The 17454-nt window shown below is 58.5% G+C and carries 14 protein-coding genes and 1 pseudogene; 10 read left to right on the top strand and 5 right to left on the bottom strand.

What is annotated here, in order from left to right; all coding sequences use genetic code 11:
• Positions 1-173: 173 nt before the first annotated feature.
• Entirely contained in the window at positions 174-851 is a 678-nt protein-coding gene (locus tag ACIBCN_RS19450; RefSeq protein WP_396992960.1) for an RraA family protein, read from the bottom strand.
• An 811-nt stretch (positions 852-1662) separates the two neighbouring features.
• Here ACIBCN_RS19450 and ACIBCN_RS19445 point away from each other — a divergent pair.
• Positions 1663-1887 (top strand): hypothetical protein, encoded by a 225-nt coding sequence (locus tag ACIBCN_RS19445; protein WP_396992959.1) that lies wholly within the window; start codon positions 1663-1665, stop codon positions 1885-1887.
• 89 nt (positions 1888-1976) lie between these two features.
• Here the strand turns inward: ACIBCN_RS19445 and ACIBCN_RS19440 are convergent, their stop codons facing one another.
• Both ACIBCN_RS19440 and ACIBCN_RS19435 read right to left on the bottom strand, forming a co-directional pair.
• Entirely contained in the window at positions 1977-2753 is a 777-nt protein-coding gene (locus ACIBCN_RS19440) for a class I SAM-dependent methyltransferase (protein WP_396992958.1), read from the bottom strand.
• A gap of 64 nt (positions 2754-2817) precedes the next feature.
• On the bottom strand, positions 2818-4569 hold the full coding sequence (locus ACIBCN_RS19435) for a sugar-binding protein (protein ID WP_396992957.1): 1752 nt from the start codon (positions 4567-4569) through the stop codon (positions 2818-2820).
• 230 nt (positions 4570-4799) lie between these two features.
• Here ACIBCN_RS19435 and ACIBCN_RS19430 point away from each other — a divergent pair, with 230 nt between their 5' ends.
• The 9 genes and pseudogenes from ACIBCN_RS19430 (at position 4800) to ACIBCN_RS19390 (ending at position 15346) form a co-directional block, all read left to right on the top strand.
• Positions 4800-5252: a hypothetical protein gene (locus ACIBCN_RS19430; RefSeq protein WP_396992956.1), complete on the top strand. Its 453-nt coding sequence runs from the start codon at positions 4800-4802 to the stop codon at positions 5250-5252.
• Between the two features lie 59 nt (positions 5253-5311).
• Positions 5312-5779 carry a hypothetical protein gene (locus ACIBCN_RS19425; RefSeq protein ID WP_396992955.1) on the top strand — a complete coding sequence of 156 codons (468 nt, stop codon included), beginning with the start codon at positions 5312-5314 and terminating at the stop codon, positions 5777-5779.
• Positions 5780-6530: 751 nt separating this feature from the next.
• Positions 6531-6737 carry a helix-turn-helix domain-containing protein gene (locus ACIBCN_RS19420; RefSeq protein WP_396992954.1) on the top strand — a complete coding sequence of 69 codons (207 nt, stop codon included), beginning with the start codon at positions 6531-6533 and terminating at the stop codon, positions 6735-6737.
• A 381-nt stretch (positions 6738-7118) separates the two neighbouring features.
• Complete coding sequence (locus ACIBCN_RS19415; RefSeq protein ID WP_396992953.1) at positions 7119-8027, top strand: hypothetical protein; 909 nt, start codon at positions 7119-7121, stop codon at positions 8025-8027.
• A 572-nt stretch (positions 8028-8599) separates the two neighbouring features.
• Positions 8600-9610 (top strand): annotated as a pseudogene (locus ACIBCN_RS19410) (IS30 family transposase); the annotation flags it as partial.
• Complete coding sequence (locus tag ACIBCN_RS19405) at positions 9501-9920, top strand: integrase core domain-containing protein (protein ID WP_396992952.1); 420 nt, start codon at positions 9501-9503, stop codon at positions 9918-9920. The pseudogene ACIBCN_RS19410 and the gene ACIBCN_RS19405, both read left to right, overlap by 110 nt.
• 985 nt (positions 9921-10905) lie before the next feature.
• On the top strand, positions 10906-11619 hold the full coding sequence (locus ACIBCN_RS19400; protein WP_396993313.1) for a class I SAM-dependent methyltransferase: 714 nt from the start codon (positions 10906-10908) through the stop codon (positions 11617-11619).
• Between the two features lie 27 nt (positions 11620-11646).
• The gene (locus tag ACIBCN_RS19395) at positions 11647-12453 is read left to right on the top strand and encodes an alpha/beta fold hydrolase (RefSeq protein ID WP_396992951.1); all 807 of its coding nucleotides are present in this window, start codon (positions 11647-11649) and stop codon (positions 12451-12453) included.
• Between the two features lie 19 nt (positions 12454-12472).
• A complete protein-coding gene (locus tag ACIBCN_RS19390; protein ID WP_396992950.1) occupies positions 12473-15346 on the top strand; it encodes a caspase family protein in 2874 nt (957 codons plus the stop codon).
• 287 nt (positions 15347-15633) lie between these two features.
• Here ACIBCN_RS19390 and ACIBCN_RS19385 read toward each other — a convergent pair whose 3' ends face one another.
• Both ACIBCN_RS19385 and ACIBCN_RS19380 read right to left on the bottom strand, forming a co-directional pair.
• Positions 15634-16395 carry an SAM-dependent methyltransferase gene (locus tag ACIBCN_RS19385; RefSeq protein ID WP_396992949.1) on the bottom strand — a complete coding sequence of 254 codons (762 nt, stop codon included), beginning with the start codon at positions 16393-16395 and terminating at the stop codon, positions 15634-15636.
• A 36-nt stretch (positions 16396-16431) separates the two neighbouring features.
• A complete protein-coding gene (locus ACIBCN_RS19380; RefSeq protein WP_396992948.1) occupies positions 16432-16590 on the bottom strand; it encodes a hypothetical protein in 159 nt (52 codons plus the stop codon).
• Positions 16591-17454: the final 864 nt, after the last annotated feature.

The following is a 17454-nucleotide window of genomic DNA, read 5'->3' as shown; positions in this document are numbered from 1 at the left end:
CGCCCGCTCGATGAGCAGGCGCTACCAGTCGACGACACCGATCCTCGAGTCACCGCATGAGTCCGGCTCATGTCCGTAAGTCATTGCACCGCCCTCCTTTTCGAGGGATTATCGACACTCTGCTGCGCAATCTACCGGACCGTCGACGCAACGTCGAGACACCGGAAACCGGGCTATGACAGGAACCGCAGAGTCGAGTGTGCACCGCTTCGGAGGGCCTCGGTGTGCGCGTCGACGTTGATGGCGTCGCTCAAGGTCGAGCCGGAATTCAAGGTCGCGACGACCCGGGCCTCGGCCGCCTTGATGGCCGCGGCGGCGTCGAGCAGCGCCTCGACCCGGTCGGGCTCGACAACGATCATGCCTTCTTCGTCAGCGAGAATCAGCTCACCGGGAGCCACCGACACGCCACCGCAGCTCACCGGGACCTGGAGTTCACCGAGCTGGGATGTGGTCCCCGCCATGGGAGTGACGTATCGGCTGTAAATCGGCAGTCCACAACCACGGACGTACCCGATGTCACGATACCCACCGTCGACGATGATCCCGCCGAGCCGCCGGACAACCGCGCCGCGGGCGAACATCTCTCCGGCAAAGGCGATTTCGCTCCCCCCGCCGTCTACGACGATCACGTCGCCGGGTGCCGCGGACTCGATCGCCCGCAACACACCGAAGAAGTCCCCCCGGCACCGCACCGTGAACGCGGGCCCTGCCACCCGCACCTCAGCCGACCGCGCCCGAATCCCGCTGTCCATCACCCGAATCGACTTGCCGGCATCGCAAAGCGCGGTCGTGTCGACAGAGCGAAACTTCGCGACAAGCTGATCGGCCAGCATCGGCGCCGCCCCCTTCAAGGCTCGGAGTGTGCAGTCCACCCGACCTTAACTTTCCACACCCGACACCCGCTGCCGGACACACCCGGCGGCGATGTCTTCGGTGCCAAGAGAATTCGGGTTTCCTGGTCGTCGCATGCAATGCTTGATCACCAAGAATTCCGAAGTTATCGGCCGCGCTCGGAGCGCGCGCCTTTTACCGCACGCATAGGCCGATCGGAGCATATTTTCCGCCGTCACCGTATTTGTCGGCAGGACCGGGCCAACAATTAACGGACTGCCAATTGTTCTGGAAGCTGGGCGTTGACGTCGATTCCGCCCATCGTTGAAGTGAGCCTCCACACCCGACCGTCAACTTGTATTTTTTGCCCTGGGTGTTGAAATTCCAGCCCTGTCGACTACCACGCCCCGACCGGTTTGCCCAGCCGCTGTTACCACCCTTGACCTCCACCCATACGCCGACGACATTAGCGCCGTCAACGCACGTCGCACTGCCAGAGTTCGCCGCGTTTGCTTGACCCGGCGCTGCCAGCGCGAGCCCTATTCCCATCGCTACAGTTGCGGACACTGCATATTTTGACCTACCCACGAGTCGCCTTTCGATTGACGTATAAGCGTCAAAAAGGACGGTATCCGGCAGCTATCTCGCCGACAATCCGCTGTTCGACTGACACCGTGGATCGACAAACTCCGGACAAAGAATCCCACTATGACTCACCGAGAGCTCCGAAGTATCAGTCGATCGGCGTACAGACCTGCAACAGTGCGCTGCGTACGGTCATATTGCGTGGCAAAAGCTATCGCCACCAGCACGTATGAAGGAGTCCCCGCCATGCCCAGTCAATCCCACGATCCCAACCAAAGTGCCCGGACGATCGGCAAACTCGCCTTCTGGGTACCCCTCGGCGTCGTGCTCGGCATCCTGGCCGGCCTGCCCATCGGAGGCATCCTCGCCGCCATTTTCGGCCCCGCCAGCCTCGTCCCGATGGTCGTCGTATGCGCCATCATCGGCGGCCTCGGCGGTGTCAAGTACACGACCGACCACCTCGGCCGTTGAGCCACATAGCCGCGAGCAAGTCCCGAAGGCCGCAATTCTTCGCGTTGGCTAGGAACGATTTTCGGGCGCGAGGCCGTGCCGGCACTCGCTCACGGACGGGAAAAGACGGCGCGCAGAAGTGGGGGGCTTCCTGGTAGGAATTCGACCTTTATTGCGGGGTCGGCGGCGGCTGCGAGGGCGGTTAGCGCTTGCGGGCGGTAGGCGCGGAGCATGCTGATGATGGCGTCGTGTAGGAACGGCAGGATGGTCAACGGGCCCTTGCGCAGCGCGCCCGGCGCCGCGATGAGAACGCCGAGCGCAGGGATCAGTGGGAGTACCGGCGTTGGTAGGCGGGCTAGGTCGATCACCAGAAATTTCGTGCCGATGCGGGTGGCTTCGGCGATGGCGCGCGACGCGCGTGCAGGGCGTAGATGGTGAAAAGACATAGCGAAAACAACTAGGTCATAGCTGTTGTCGGGTGCGTCGATGGCGGTGGCGTCGACTACCCGGGTAGTCGCGCGTTGTCGCGTGCCGAGATAGCCCTCGATGTTGGCGACCGAGGTGGGGTCCAGGTCGGTGACGGTCACCGTGGCGGTCGGGTGCAATTCGAGGATCTTCGCCGACAGTTTCCCATGTCCCGCACCGAGTTCCAGAATCCGCGGGCTGTCGATGCCGGCAACCGATGCCAGTGCCGTGCGGGCATTGTCCTCGTGCCAGTCCTGCCGGTCGAGCTCGCTGATGACCACCTGCTTGATGCGATCCGACACATCGTAGCGATCGATGTACTCCAGCACATTGGTCTGCATCCGCCGATCGAGCCATGAGGCATTCGGGCCGCCGCGCGGCATCGTCTCGATGTCGACGACACATGATTGCTGCTCACTCATGACGTACCGAAATCCCTCACTCGCCGATGTTTTCACGGTACCGGGCGCAGCCGTCCGGGCCGAGCTAGCGACGGTTACCCGCGATCGGAACTCCGGTGCGTTCGGCCTGAGCAAGCGACGCAGGCGAGTCGGTGCTGTGCGCGGCGGTTTGCGGTATGGCGGGCGGCATTTCGGCTGTCGGCGGGGGTTGGTAGTCGGCGAGGATTGCGGTGCCCCACACGTAGGGGTCTGCCTGGGCACTGCCGAAAGGCGACCAAGCCAGACGGGTTTGGCCGGTCTCGTCGTCGGTGTCGGAGTCGTAGACGAGGATGTTCATCGCGAACCTGGCGGGATCGACCGGTGCGGGCAGCGCGGTGAGCGGGATCTTCACCTCGACCGAGTAACCGCGGTACGGCTCAGTGACGATCGCGGCAACCTGCATCCCCGGTGGCGTCGCGCCCTGATGATTGTCGGCGTCTCGCTCGGCCGCCGGACCGTTTCGGGTGTACGGCAGGATGCCGGTTTTGAAAGTGGTTGAGGTGTCGTCGGAGTCGCCGCGGGGATCGATCGCGATCTCGACCGAGTCTGTGCGCCAATGCCTTTTGATGTCATCGGCCGACAGCTCGGCGCCCTTTCGATCGTCGGTCACGTTGACCAACACGTACAGGTCGTCGTCGTGCCTGGCGAGCTTCGCCGTCGCCGCGCAACTGCCGCCACCTTGCCAAACCGCAAGCGGCAGTTCAGGTCCCGGGTACTCCCCTGGCCCCTCGGTACCGTTCAAGGCCGGCGCGGTCGCAACGGCCGGGATCGTAGTGGTCGGGTTCGGCGGGTAGTCGGGCTGGACGCGGTTGGCCAACCACGGCAACCCGGTTCGGTCGGCCCAGTCAGCGAACTCGGCATACAGCGGCTTCAGTCCAACTTGCCGGTGGACTGGCACCTCGACGTACCGGCCGTCCTCCGCCAGCACGGTGAACCAGTCGGAGTCGAGCTGCTGCGGATCCGTCGGTACCTGAGCGGGTTTCGCGGCGAAACCCTGTGTCAGATATAGCCGAGCCGCGTCACGCTCCACCTGCGCCCAGGTCGCGTTGTGCTGGCGCGAGCGAACTCCGGACCACACACCCATGACCGGCAACCCGGAGGTCGGATCGGTGCGCCGTTGTCCGGATGCGTCCGGTCCGAGCAACGAGTCGAAGCCATAGTTCTGGGCAAGGAGCCTGGTGGGATGCCACGGCGTCAGCCCCTCGTCGGTGATCTGCTCGGGGTATGCGTCCGGATCGCCCGCCAGCCGGAACGCCTCGATCCCGAGGCGCGCCGAAAGCTGATGTCCACCATGCTGATTGAACGGCCGAGGATCCATCACAACGATCGTGTGCGGAGTGGTCATGCGGACCAGTCGCACCAGCCTTGCCATGGTGTCCCGCTCGCCCCAGATCCGCGCGGTCAGCGGCGCGGAAAGGGTGTACCAGAAGTCCAGCTTGTCGAGATAGTAAATGTTCTCGATCCCAGCGAGGGCGGTCGCCCTACGTTCTTCGGTCTCGCGAATCAACCCCAGCTCAGGCCCCTCCTCCAGCCCCACAGCATTACCGCCACCCTCGCCACGCGTGATGGTGACGACGCCGGTGGTCCACCCCAGATCCTCATGCCACTGCCCGAAGGTGGACAGGTTGCTCGCCTCATCGTCCGGATGCGCGCCGACGAACAACACATCCGTATGAGCCGGATCCCCCGCCCCGTCCCGCCGCTTGCTGCCCGAAGAACAATCCGCCAGCACCAAGGTTGCGGCCAAGGCCGAGGCTAGAACAGCACGGCGGCTCAGTACCGTCTCAAACCCCGCCATCCCAACCTCCAGTCGCTGCCCATTCTGTCGCCCGTCGAATCACAACACATCGGCAGTCGCGCTCTGCACCCGCCAGCAACCTGTAAGAGAACAGCGTGTCCATCGCGCAGCGTGCACTCCCTGACGGCGGGGCGCGCGAATCGAACATGGCGGGTCGGACCAATCCGGATACTTCCCGGCTCCGAAGAAGTTGCATTGTCACTATCAGGTGGAACTAGCGCGAGCTTCCCGTGCGGTCCATCAGCCTGTGGCACAACGAATCCGACAGAAGGGTATCTATGAAGCATTCCATGTTCGGTTCGGCCGTTGTCGCCGCTGGGGCCACGGTGCTCGTCGGCATGGCCGCCGTCGCACACGCCGCACCGCCGTCTGACCGTGAACCCACAGCGTCGATAGGTGAGAGTGTCGAGTTGGCCGATTCCGGTCTCGAGGTCACAGTGCACTATTCGTGCCAGCGGGCCGAGGTCAACGGCCTTGTCCTCCTCGTCGAGCAGACGTCCGGCGGCGAGAAGGTCGTCGGCGGAGCCGAGGCGGAGGCCGAGTGTGACGGAAGCGATCAAACCAAGAAATTCACCATCGCTTCGAGCAAGGGCGGCAAATTCCGATCCGGAGAGGTTGAGGTGACCTTGGAAATGGACGGCGAGGACGCTGCGGTGATCACAGAAAAGCGCACGATCAAATGAAATCGATACAGTCTATCGAGGCACACTCGCACGGAAGGCGTCGAACAATCAAACGAGCAATGGGATCGCTGTCGCTGGTGATATCGCTGGTCACCGTCGGGTGCATCGGTGCCGCGACCGCTGACGCCAAAGACACCGAGGAGTGCGGAACGCACGCCGAGGAATACTTCGGTACGTGGAAGGGGCGGCTTCAGCGGTCCTCTTCCGTCGATTGGAAGATCACCCTTTATCCGCCCCAGAAGGTCGACGGTGAACGCGACGCCCCCTACAATTTCGACGATACTTTCACCGGGGAGTACACCATTCGTCCGGATCAGCGAGACAAACTCGAGGTGAAGCTGACGTCGAAGAAGTCATTCCCGCAGACAATGCGGCTCGAGCCGATCTGCCCTGCCGGATCCACCAGGCCGGACAGCCTGCGCCACCATTATCAGTACGGCGGCGCCACCCAGTTCAAGGACGACAAGGGCAACACCGTACACGACTGGGTCGACAACTACTCCGACCTGAAAGTGCAGCAGTCCTGATCCGCACGACCCGCTGTTCGGGCGTCGGCGCCACTCCCAGTTAGCCACGGGATCGCCGACATTCGCTCTGCCCCACCCGATTTCGGACAGCAAGCCCGTGCGGCCGTCTATTCCATGCATCAGACGGCCGCTCGTCCGGCGTTGCCTTGTGAAACCGACCGGCGGTGCCGATAGTGCGCACAGCGCGCGCGACAACTCCGCGTGAACGAAGGTCGGCAAACCCCGAAACCGAAATTGCGGCTGGCGGAACAGGGTTGGCCGGGGCGGGCGCGACCCAAATTCCCTAGGTGTCGCCTCCGACGGCGGCATGGTCGGGCTGTCGGTGGAAGGCGCGCGTCATCATGTGCATGTGCCGGGGGTGACCGATGCGGCGGCCACATAACGGGTAGCCACGGCGGCAACGTCCCGCCCTGGGCGTGACGAGACCGAATGACCGCTCGACGCCAATAACGCAGGCTCGCCTCTTCTTGTCGTATGTCGCCCTGCTGTCCTTCGAGTAACTCGATCAGCTTCTGAAGCTTGACCCTTTGCCGTTTCCGGCTCGCGTGCGTCCTCGCTGCCGCTGCAAGGTGTGCCCAAAATGTGCCCACACAGCCCAACTTCGGGTAGCCAGAGCATGAAAAAGGCCCTTCACTTGCGGCGCAAGTGAAGGGCCCAACAGTGGACATGGCGGGAACTTACTCGAACCGGACCGACATACTGGAGAACTTCGCTGAGCTGCAACGATGCGTTGACATAAGCGACCGCGCAGGTGAAGCCATCACCATCGCGAACATCGGGCGGACCCAAGAAGCAGCTGGGACAGGCCGAAGCCGCTCAGATCGTTGCCAAGTACGAAGCCGGCGCCGCGATGGTTCAACTGAAGGTCGAGCACCATATGGCGAAGCGAACGGTGGCCAGGGTGCTAGGGGAAGCAGGGGTGACGATCCGACCGAGGGGTGGGCAGCGGCAACTGTGAACGGATCCGGGCGAAAGTCGCGTTCGGTACTTGACGCTCGAACGCCGGGCAGTCGCCGCACGGGCGTCTCCATCGCAGTAAGGCTACTGCTGGGCGAGCACTCGACCGAACTAATTCGCTTGCGCAATGGGGTGTACTTCACATAGGCATCAGCTATCAGCAGACGGGACGGATACGATGAAAGCCTGCGCCTTCTGCGGATCTACGGGCCCGCTGACTCGCGAGCATGTGTTGGGCCAGTGGCTATCCCGCATCGGCCTGAGCCTGGCGCCAGTCCCGCACGGTGCCGGGCGGTGGAACGGGCTCGTGCGCGACCTTGGGGCGCACCCACCGTTTCAGCAGAAGGTTCGGGACACATGCGGCCCGTGCAACAACGGCTGGATGAGCGATCTCGAGGATGAGGCCAAGCGCTGCCTGGCACCGTTCATGCTCGGTCGACCAGGCACGCTGGAGCCAGGCGATGCCGCTCCCATCGCGGCGTGGGTCCAGAAGACGGGGCTCACCGCAATGCTCGTCTCATCCGAAGGCGAGCGCGCCGATGGCTACGGAGTGCCTGTCACCGAGTACCACGCTCTGTACGAACTGGCCGCACAGAGTCGACCGCTTCCCGCCAGCCGCCTCTGGATGGGCCGCTACAGCGGCAGCCAGCGCTTCGCTGTCGACGTCACGCCGGTAGCGGTGCGAATCGACGGCATACCGGAAGCTGATGTCCCCCAGGGCTATACGACCACAATCGTGCTCGGTCAACTGATCCTGCACGGGATCCGGTTCACGACAACAGCTTTGGAAGTAGAGACCGCCACAGATTGGCAGCTTCCCCAGTTCTGGCCAACCACCGCACCAGTCGCCTGGCCCAGCGGTGATCCGATCGACGATATTGCGTTCCTAGACTTCGCCCGCGGCATGCATCTGCGTTCGACCGAACCGGATATCGCTGTGCGCCCATGGACCCCCGCCGTTGACCTGCCAAGAAGCGGCCTCTCCGACGGGATGATCGAGCTGCCCGCTCCGTGCGGCAAACACGTGGTGTACTACCCGGCAGCCTTGGCACACAACGCCTTCGTGCGCGGTGACATCTATGCGTTCCACTTGACCTGCGAATGTCCCCATTCATATCTCTGCCGAACGTTGTCGGACGGCACACACTTCAACGCAGAGAGCAAGACACCCGCTGATATCGAGGTGCTGTACGAACGACTCCCTGGCGAGAACCTGATGATTCGAGACCAGCACGGAGTCTTCGCGTACAAGAAGCTGGCCGCCCAACCACGAAATGCCAAGGAGTCGTAGGTGCCCCGTCCTGATCCCGATGCTATGGCGCAGTTCTGCACGGACCGTCTTCCGCACTTGCTCCATGAAGCCTGCAGTGTCGAGGTTGGCCACGCAGCGGCAATCGCCGTCGATATCTTGCAGCGCGCCAACGCTTTCGCCGCACTCGATAGGGACACCCAGCGGACTTTGAGTGCACCATTTCTCGAAGAAGTAGCGGCGTACGATCCGCCGGACGCATCAATGGAGCAGAGAGCGGCGGTAACCGTAGTGGTCCGCAACAGCCAGCTTGAGGTCGCCCACGCACACGGTCCAGTTGAATCTGGAGGTATCAAATTTCTGACGACCTACGCCTCCGCGCCACTGTCTCACCTTGTAGCAGCGCGCCGAAGTGACGGACAGCCACCGTCCGGGCCGAACCAGTTTCTTGGACTGACATCGGCCTACCCGCGTGCCGCAGCAGCGCTGTCGGCCGTCGCGCAGGCTATCGATGCTGGTGGCCGCGTCAGCTTCAGAGCGCCGGACGCGTCAGTGCCGGAACTACCGTCTGATGCGGAAGCGACTTACGTCCGGCGCGCCAAGCACGACGAACGCGTCGTTGTTCAGCCCAGTGGAAGGCCGAACTGTTCGCCAGACGCCCGAAGACAGCCAAACTCGTTGAGGATAAACAGCTTCGGGAATACGTTCAGCAACGCTTGGCCGGTCAGGTCGTCGACCCGAAAGGCAAGACCGTCGTCGGCCCGACGACGGGATCCTGGACCGGCCGGAACAAACCGCACCGCTCGGACCGGCAATGGGTCCAAGCCTGGAGCCCGGAGCAGATCTCTCAGCGCCTGAAAATCGACTTCCCTGACGACAAGTCCATGCGGATCAGCCACGAAGCCATCTACCAGTCCCTGTATATCGAGGGGCGCGGCGCACTCGATCGTGAACTGATCCTGACTCTGCGGACCGGGCGGTCGCTGCGTATGCCTCGGGCCCGGTCCAAACGTGCGGCCTGGGCGCATGTCACGCCCGACGTGCTGATCAGCAAGCGTCCCGCTGAAGCCGAGGATCGCGCTAACCCTGGCCACTGGGAGGGCGACCTCATCATCGGCACCGACCGCTCGGCGATCGGCACCCTTGTCGATCGGTCTACGCGATTCACGGTGCTGGTCCATCTGCCGCGCGAGGTCGGGTGGGGCAAGTCCGCGCCTGTCAAGAACGGCACCGCACTCAGCGGCTACGGGGCCTAGTCGATGAATAAGGCGCTGTCCACGGCGTTGAAGAAGGTCCCCGAACCTGCACTGAAGTCTCTGACCTGGGATCGAGGCAACGAGTTGTCGGCCCATGCGGCCTTTACCTCCAAGACCGGTGTCCCGGTCTTCTTCGCCGACCCGCACAGTCCCTGGCAGCGCGGAACCAACGAGAACACGAATGGCCTCCTGCGGCAGTACTTCCCGAAGGGAACAGATCTATCACGTTGGACCGCACGGGATCTCGCCGCAGTCGCGCATGCCCTCAATACGCGGCCGCGGAAGGTTCTCGGATGGCGCACACCCGCCGAAGCGATGGAGTGTCACCTACAATCGCTCCCACAGAAAAGCGTTGCGTCGACCAGTTGAATCCGCCCAATACACATCGGTTCGTTTCACCGAATCACTTGCTCTGCAAGGGCTCTCGGCGTCGATGGGCTCTGTTGGGGATGCCTATGACAATGCACTAGCGGAATCGATAATCGGCCTGTTCAAAACCGAGGTGGTCAACCGACATGGCCCGTTCAAGACCGTCACCGAGGTCGAATTCGCGGGTATGGAATGGGTCGACTGGTACAACAACGCCCGCTTGCACTCGCGGCTGGCGTACCTGACCCCGGCCGAGTACGAAGCCGCCTACTACGCTCAACAAGCACCACGCCGACCGGCGCTGGTCTGAAAACCGAAGCCGGTCCCTTACCCGTGGCGGTTCACCCAACAACAGCGACGACGTCGAGTCTGGACTCAGAAATCTCGAAGGACTGTCTGGTAGCCACCGCAAGATGGTGGAAGCTGTGCGACAGGCACTGCAGTAGGTCCGACGCACCGCGCCCGATGCCGAGATCATGCGGTAGCTTTCTGACCCGGAACAGTCGGCCCACCGACCCAGGCACCGTCGTCTGCGGGTTCGAGTAAGACCCGCCTTGTGCCTGCGGAGCGGACATGGCGGGAACTTACTCGAACCGGACCGACTTGCTGCAGAACTTCGCTGAGCTGCGCGAACGCCTCAGTGAAACCGGACCGCACAGGCCAAGTCCAACCCCGCCGAAACCATCCGGTGGAGCGAAGAAGCAGCTGGGCCAGCCGAGGTGGCCGAGATCATCGCCAAGTACACCGCAGGCGCATCGATGGCACAGCTGAAGGTGGAGCATCAGATGGCGAAACGGACTGTGGCGACGATCCTTCGGGGGGCCGGTGTCGAGGTTAGACGAAGAGGCGGGCAACGCAGCCGGTAGTGATGGCGGCACGCGAACACACCCATGTCACTTCCAGCTCAGTTCTTGCCCAGTACAGTGTGGTGGTTGAGGATTGGACTTGGGCTGTATCGGCCGCTATGCCGAACCACTCAACTCGGACATACCGACCGGTGAAATGCCGAACTACCGGCAGATCCCAGTCAGCCGCGCACAGCCGCAACCGAAAAATTTCCACCCACCCTCACACTGGCCCAGCGGGAACAGCAAGCCAAACTAGCTTGAACGCACAACGATCCCGATTATTCTCTCGTTCGACCCGTCATCGGCGAACAGCCGTGGATAATCGACGCCACGGAGATGGGGGGACCACCCTGTCCCTCACACGCTCAACCCATCAAGGCTGAAGGTGTCATGGAAAGGGGACTACATTTGTACACCACCATGGACGCATACGATCACTATTTGACGATGCAAGCAAATACGTCATTCTGGACTGAATACGCCCTTTATCGACCGCCGCAGGTGTCACAATCACGAACGATAGTGGACCTAGGGTGCGGCAATGGAACTTACGCCTCTCTACTCGCTGAAGCATTTCCGCGCTCGTCAGTAACGGGAGTAGATCCAGACCCTGACCTAATTGCGTACGGCCAAAATCGTCCCCACCCGAAGAATCTAAAACTTATTAACGGCGATTTCACGGCACTAGAAACATTCGACCGGATCGATCTTCTTATCAGTCGACTGGTGACAATGTATGTGAAACAACCAGAGGGTATCGCATCGTGGGCCAAGACAAAGGCACAGGATGTCGTAATAATAGATGCAGCTGACGATCTCTACGAGGTATTCCCAGATCTTCCCCTATTCGCGGAAGCTCAGTCTAAAAACAACAAGCGAATTGAGGCAACGGGAGGGAATCGCGATGTCGTGAACCGCACAGAAAAGATATGGACCGATGCAGGATTTCGACTTCGACGCACGCATGACATAATTGTTCAGAATGTGCCATCCATAAACAAATACTACCTGCACCACATGATGTTGTTGCATGCCCATGTAGCCACGGACTCGCCTCCGACACTAGAGCTAATGCAGGAGATATTTGAATGGTCATTGAAATCTGACTCGTATCTTCAATATGGACTCCGCGCTCGACATTTCAATAACCCAGACACCTAATTGATCAACATAGACGGAGCACAACAAATGAAGAAGAATAAAGTGCAGACAAAGCTTGGCAAAAAGGAGATCCTAAGGACAGGAAAAGGAAATCCTGTTCTTGTTGTTCATGGCGGGCCAGGGATGGACTATTCATATATGACCGAGACGCTAATCGCACTCGAATCTAAGTACGAACTGTTCTTCTATGAGCAGACACCCGAAGCGGGGGTCGAGGATCCGAATCCAACAGCGTCCAAGCAAGTCGATGAGTTGGAAGACATTCTCAATTCGATAGCCACCGATAAACGCTCCATACGAATCATTGCGCACTCTTGGGGCACCTATCTCGCACTGGAAGTTGCTCGCCGGCCCGCGATCTCAAAAGTCAGCCACATGGCTTTGATAAGTCCAATGCCACTTACCTGGGACCGGTTTGCCTCTGCCGGTGAGCGGCTTGTGTCTCGCGTCGACGAAGATGACCTGCCACGTGTTGACCAACTTGAGTCTGAGGGTACGGAAGAATCTGGTAAGAAGCTGATGGAGCTGGTCTCCTACGCATACCTGGCAGGGGGACACCAATCCACTGCGAGACCCAGCATTGGCAGATACAATCCGACTGTAAACGCATCGGTTTCAGCGAGCATCGAAGGCTATAACCAAATTGACGTAACGAAATTTCTCGAAGAAGTAGAAGTTGCTCTGATCTACGGAGAAGATGACTATTTCATTCCATCGGGCACTCAAGAGTTGAGCCAGATTAGCGAGGTCTCCCTCCTGAAGAACTGTGGGCACTTTCCATTCAGCGAGAATCCAACTGAACTGATATCTACTCTCAACAAGTCTCTTACGTAGATGTAGACATTAGCCTGTTATGACGATGAGAAGTGGCACGCTAGTAGTTGCGATCGGCGTTGGAACATACGAATCTCAAGCCTTTACGAAGCTCGATGGAACACGTGCAGATCTGGAGAATATACGACGCCTATTCATGGATCGCGGGCTGCCACCTTCCAACCTTCTGCTGATTCCAAACGAGCAGGCTGTTCGAAGGAACTGCCTGTCCGCTCTCCGCGTATGGGCTGGAAGATTCCGACTGACCGACCTTCGTCTATTCGTCTTCTTCTCTGGCCACGGTCTTACTATCGAGGAAACAGGTATCAATACGTCAGTACTACTCACACACGACGCTGACCCAGAAGATCCTGCAGCAACCGGGATTCGCGTCCAGGACCTTGCAGAGGCAATCAGCCGAAGCCGCCCCGTGGAAGTCTACTTCTTCATTGACGCATGCGAGGTCGGCAGCGTACACCTTTTTGAAAAGCTAGATTTCGGACAGCTATCCGGAATCGGGTCAAGAGTGTCTTTCGGTATGTTTGCTGCGCCAGGGAATCGGGCGAGGGAGAGCTTGGACCCGAATGCTGGCGGGTTCTTCACTCAAACAGTAGTCCGAGCTCTGTCAACCACGGAACAATTGTCATGCTCTCAAATCGCCGATCTAGTAGCGCAAGACTTACAGGCTATCGGTTGCCCTACCCCAGAATCCCTGCTCCGCGGCAATGCACGGATCAAACCAATGGAAGGACTAGCAGCGAGCGAAATCGCACCAATAACCCCCCTTGCCGTTGGGGACGTCGTGCTGCGTCCCGAAGCATGCCGCAGTATTATTGAGCAACTCGCGCTTGGCATTCCAGTTTGGTTATGGGGACCATCTGGCCGAGGTAAGACACTCCTTGCAAAGCATATCGGACTGGTCGCTGAGCGGGCGGTAATCGTCTCTAGCGTCCCACCACGTATTTACAGTCAATCGCAAATCTTAGAACAAGTAATGGATCAGCTCGCAACTGAGATTGCGGAACAGTCTCCTGCGCTATTTCCATCTGGCCGTGCACCTGTCGATGGGTTGCTCGGAGCTTTGTCAATCCTGGCGGCATCGAGAACCCCGATAGTTTTAGCCGTCGACCACCTCGACCGATTGGATCCTGCAGATCTGTCTGAGCTAGCGACGCTCATTGTTGGCAGTGGACTGGATGAGCTGATCCTAATCGGGCGCGCACCATCGCCGCCCAGGCTTAGATGCCATCTAATCGAGGCACCGTTGCTTTCAGAATCCGACGTGGCACGATTCGTCGCGCAGTATGGTCCTGCGATGAATACGCTTCCAATTCAGTCGCTGACAATGTTAAGCGGAGGTAGCCCTCTGAGATTGCGAGACTTCCTTGCGTCTCAGGGGACTGACATACAAGAGTGGTTCGACCGTCAACTATCCGAAGATGAACGATCAGCACTTGACGCGGTTGAAGCGACCGGCGGATTTGTCGATATCGACCTGTTTAGCCGAGTGATGCAATTGAACCAGATTGCGGTAAGACAGTTGATCGGCCGAGGCCTGATCCAAATTTCCGACGAATGTTTCGTTGCACACGATTCAGTGGCCGATTCTCGAAATTTCACTCGGGAACCCGAGCGCGATGAACGTGCTCTCACGTACTGGATTCTGGAAATCCAAGCGAGTAATGCGACGCCACGGGCTGCTCGCTCCGTAGTTCAGCTACTCGGAAGAGCAAGTGAAGTAGACATCGCCTTTGGTACGTTGCCTGAGGTCATCGAAGAACTGCGCCTTGCTCGCGATCTGCGACCGTTGCGATCGCTAGTCGATGCTCTGTCCCGTACGACCGAAAGAACCTCACCAGGTTGGGCAAGGGCGACCATTGCGCTTGCCGGCGTCTTCGTCCACTCCGTACACCATGACGACGCCGCCCGGCTGCTCTATATCTTGCGGGGTGCCAAGACGTCAATGACCGAGACAAATTGTGATGAAGTGGATCTCCTCGAGTCCGAACGTCTCTGGTGGCATGGTGACTTTAATGACGCCATTTCATTGCTCAACAGCATAGATCCGCAGCGTCATGTCCCAGAGGTTCTTCTAAGTCGAGGAATTGCGAGTTGGTTTCTCGGGCACTGGCGCGAAGCAGATCGAGACTTCGGACGTGTAATAGATGACCCAGCTTCTGACGAGCGAACGCTCGGCTGGAGCCAGATCATGTTGGCGAGCAGCTTAGGGCTGAGAGGTTTGGAACTTCAACAGGTACGCGAACTATTCCGGGATGGAATACAACGTTTGACACGCGTAAGCGACGACATCGGCGTCGCAATCGGTTGGGGAAATCTGGGGGAGATTAGCTGGAAGGTGGGAAGACTTGAGGATGCCGAGCTACAACTTCGCAAAGGTATTGCCTATGCTCGTGAGGTATGCGGTCCGCAGATATTGATGGAGATGTACCGCTCATTAGTCGAGGTGAAAATCAGAACCCACGGCCCCTGGTCTTCCGAGCTTTCTTCTGTACTCACGGATGTCGAGAACCTATATGACGAATCGATGGGAACCACCGCCCAAATGCAGTTATGGAACACACTCGCGTCCGTTGCTGTCATGCGAGGTGACACCGAGCTGGCGTCAGACTATATAGGCCGACTGATTCCACTCACATCAGGTAACAGCGAGTATCACATCTACACCCTTGCAAACAATGCCGCAGTATTACTGCTTACAGGAAGATTAGACCAGTCGGAGATCGAGATGAGTACTGCTGCGGAGATGAGTAGAAGATCCGGAAACGATCTAGCACTAAGTCAGATTAGAGATAACATGAGGCGTCTCGTTACCGTACACGCTAACCTCTCATCAGAGCAAATCCGGCTTGCGATAAGGCTGTCAAGGGATGATGATAGTGATACTGCAACTTGAAATAGTAGCCGATCAAAATTCATCAGTAGCCAAAGAAAATCGCGATCTAACTGCTTTTGTTCGAGGATTCCGTGGTCTGACGATCGACTTTCAGAACGACCGTGGCTTTCGAGAACGAAGCGCCGCTCTCGAACTGCTAATCACAGCTAGTACAGCCAATGCAGTCTTTGGTTTCCTTCTTGGACTAAAGTCATTCGCCGCACGACGCGGCTTGTCAGTATCGATATCGGCGTCGACGGTCAAGATTTCTAATCTCTCAGAGGCGACAGACCTGGACCTAGCCAACCTTAGCAATACGATTCAATCGGGGGAATTACCATCGTAGCGCCATTCTGAGGAATCGCCTCAACCATATCTTTCAAATAGAAGCGACGAATAGATGTAGGCAAGCCAACCATTGATGCCCGGACAAAGTAGGCGATATGATCCGAGGGATACTGTGCCGTGAGCAGGGATTTTAGTTCCAGAACCGATGACTCGTCGTACCTAGTTTCTGCCATCAGATGTGTCGCAGTGACCGTGCCGACATATGGAACTTGCATCAGAAATAACCAGCCAGACCTATCTAGTTGAGGCTTTCGGCGAAGGTATTGATCACTGCCCCATATTTGCAACCCGCTAAATGGCTCGATACCCAACTCGCTGCAGACCGTTTCAATGCTCGATGGAGCATTACCGACATACATTTTAATCGATCGCGAAACAGCCTCTCGAAAGAGAATATGCCCCACGCGGCATCCCACAAACGGGTGACCGTAAGTAATGAACGCTACAGGAGGCTCCTCATCGACCGCGGCGAGAACCTCATCCGCCATGATCCGATATGAATCCTGACGTAGGTCACCGATTCCATAATGCCGAGCCAAGTCCACCGGCGGCTCGTTGACGAAATCGTCAATTAGCACCTTGGGGAGCATAAATACCCTACGCGAGTGACGGAGTGCAGCTACAGTGCTCAGAGTAAGATCACCGGGGACGGTTAGCCCGTATCCAAGTATATACAGGTCCACGTTCGGTACGTTCGCGGCGTCAAGAATCGAGCTCGGCATAAGCTTCCGACACCTGGGTATTGATACACAGCAAAGCTAATTACCCATCGCCGCTTCGTCGCGGTCGACCTCTGGATCAACCTTCGCATTCAATGTCAGATCAAGCAATAAACCGCCATGACCTGCATAGAATTCCACCGGAAGTGCCGGTGCCTCGCTCCGGCCGACCTTGAAGTCAAGCGAATCTACGATCATGATTCATCCTTTTCATCGAGTATGTAGCAAGTGTAGCAAACATTGCTCGCTGCTGGGATACTGATCGGATGACGACAGCTAGCCCTGATCCTCGACAATCCAACCTCGACCATATTCGCGAGAGGGCACGGATTGTCACAGAGATCAGCGCCGGCGTCAGTCTTCTACTTCTAATAGTAGCCTGGCCCATCGCTCTAATCGTATATCGACAACTAGGTTGCGATCCATCCGACGTTGGGGTAAATGCTCAGTGGCTCATTGTGCGTGCGGTCGCCGCAGCCCTGGTACTGACCCTGATCGGCTTGAGCTTCATCGTACTTCCAATTTCACTTGGCCTAGATGTGCGAGAACCTCTGGCTTGGATACTAACTTTACTACTCTTGGGTATTGATGCCACTTCCCTGTTTCGCGACAATTTAAGCCTTCACTCTGTCTTAATATTTGGCACACTCGCTCTATTTGTTATATTTGTACCGGTATATGCTGCCGCAAGGGGCATTAACCGCGCACGTGCGACGAAGTCACCTCCACGCGCGGTGCGACACATCTCCATCCTCGCGATATCTTTTATCGGCCTAGCCACATTACCATGGGCAGCTAGCCATGCTATCGTATCATCCGTCAATAACGGACGCGAAGTTAGTATTGATTTCGGATTGGACTTGAAAATATTCGCCCTTGAGAAACGGCGTCTCTCAATCATTAACCCAAACATAACTGGGATAAGTACAGCAGACTGCGTATTCTTCGTCGGCGCCGGAAACGGTTTAGTGTATACGTATAATTGGCGAACTCGGACACGGCTAGCAATCCCTTCAGCGTCCGTAGTGTTGGAGTCAGATCCGACATGTTGAGACGTTGAGC

It is taken from the genome of Nocardia sp. NPDC051052, assembly GCF_044456045.1.
Taxonomy (GTDB): domain Bacteria; phylum Actinomycetota; class Actinomycetes; order Mycobacteriales; family Mycobacteriaceae; genus Nocardia.
The sequence above is the reverse complement of the archived record's forward strand: the minus strand, read 5'-3'. Positions and strand labels throughout refer to the sequence as shown.